The sequence below is a fragment of the Halomonas sp. OfavH-34-E genome (genome assembly GCF_024124525.1).
In the GTDB taxonomy this organism is placed as follows: Bacteria; Pseudomonadota; Gammaproteobacteria; order Pseudomonadales; family Halomonadaceae; genus Halomonas; species Halomonas litopenaei.
This window is the reverse complement of sequence record NZ_JAMXRY010000124.1, coordinates 1-1,256: the sequence shown is the minus strand read 5'-3', so window position 1 is coordinate 1,256 and position 1,256 is coordinate 1. Positions and strand designations below refer to the sequence as shown.

At 51.7% G+C, this 1,256-nt stretch carries 1 rRNA gene; it reads right to left on the bottom strand.

What is annotated here, in order from left to right:
- Positions 1-1,154: ribosomal RNA gene (locus tag NH448_RS23455) — 23S ribosomal RNA — on the bottom strand; the annotation flags it as partial.
- Between the last annotated feature and the right edge of the window lie 102 nt (positions 1,155-1,256).

Sequence of the window (1,256 nt, the reverse complement as noted above, 5' to 3'; positions counted from 1 at the left end):
ACCCGTAGCTTCGGTACCTGGTTTGAGCCCCGTTACATCTTCCGCGCAGGCCGACTCGACTAGTGAGCTATTACGCTTTCTTTAAAGGATGGCTGCTTCTAAGCCAACCTCCTAGCTGTCTAAGCCTTCCCACATCGTTTCCCACTTAACCAGGATTTCGGGACCTTAGCTGACGGTCTGGGTTGTTTCCCTTTTCACAACGGACGTTAGCACCCGCTGTGTGTCTCCCACGCTTGCACTCACCGGTATTCGGAGTTTGCCTCGGGTTGGTAAGTCGGGATGACCCCCTAGCCGAAACAGTGCTCTACCCCCGGCGGTGATACGTGAGGCGCTACCTAAATAGCTTTCGAGGAGAACCAGCTATCTCCGGGCTTGATTAGCCTTTCACTCCGATCCACAAGTCATCCAAATCTTTTTCAACAGATCCTGGTTCGGTCCTCCAGTTGATGTTACTCAACCTTCAACCTGCTCATGGATAGATCGCCCGGTTTCGGGTCTATTTCCAGCGACTGGTCGCCCAGTTAAGACTCGATTTCTCTACGCCTCCCCTATACGGTTAAGCTCGCCACTGAAAATAAGTCGCTGACCCATTATACAAAAGGTACGCGGTCACCAAACAAGTTGGCTCCCACTGCTTGTACGCATACGGTTTCAGGATCTATTTCACTCCCCTCTCCGGGGTTCTTTTCGCCTTTCCCTCACGGTACTGGTTCACTATCGGTCAGTCAGGAGTATTTAGCCTTGGAGGATGGTCCCCCCGTCTTCAGTCAAGGTTTCACGTGCCTCGACCTACTCGATTTCACAACACTCAGGTTTCGGTTACGGGGCTATCACCCACTATGGCCAGACTTCCCAGTCTGTTCACCTACCAGTTGTGTTGCTTAAGGGCTGGTCCCCGTTCGCTCGCCGCTACTAGGGGAATCTCGGTTGATTTCTTTTCCTCGGGGTACTTAGATGTTTCAGTTCCCCCGGTTCGCCTCTCATGTCTATATATTCAACATGAGATACCCAAGTTACCTTGGGTGGGTTTCCCCATTCAGAGATGTCCGGGTCGCAGGTCGTTTGCCACCTCGCCGAACCTTATCGCAGGCTTCCACGTCTTTCATCGCCTCTGACTGCCTAGGCATCCACCGTATGCGCTTCATCGCTTGACCATATAACCCCAAAGGGTCTGTCAATCGATGATGTCACGACAATTGCCGGATACGCTTGAAACGTATCTTACTTTGTCAGCATGATATACATTGTTAAAGAGC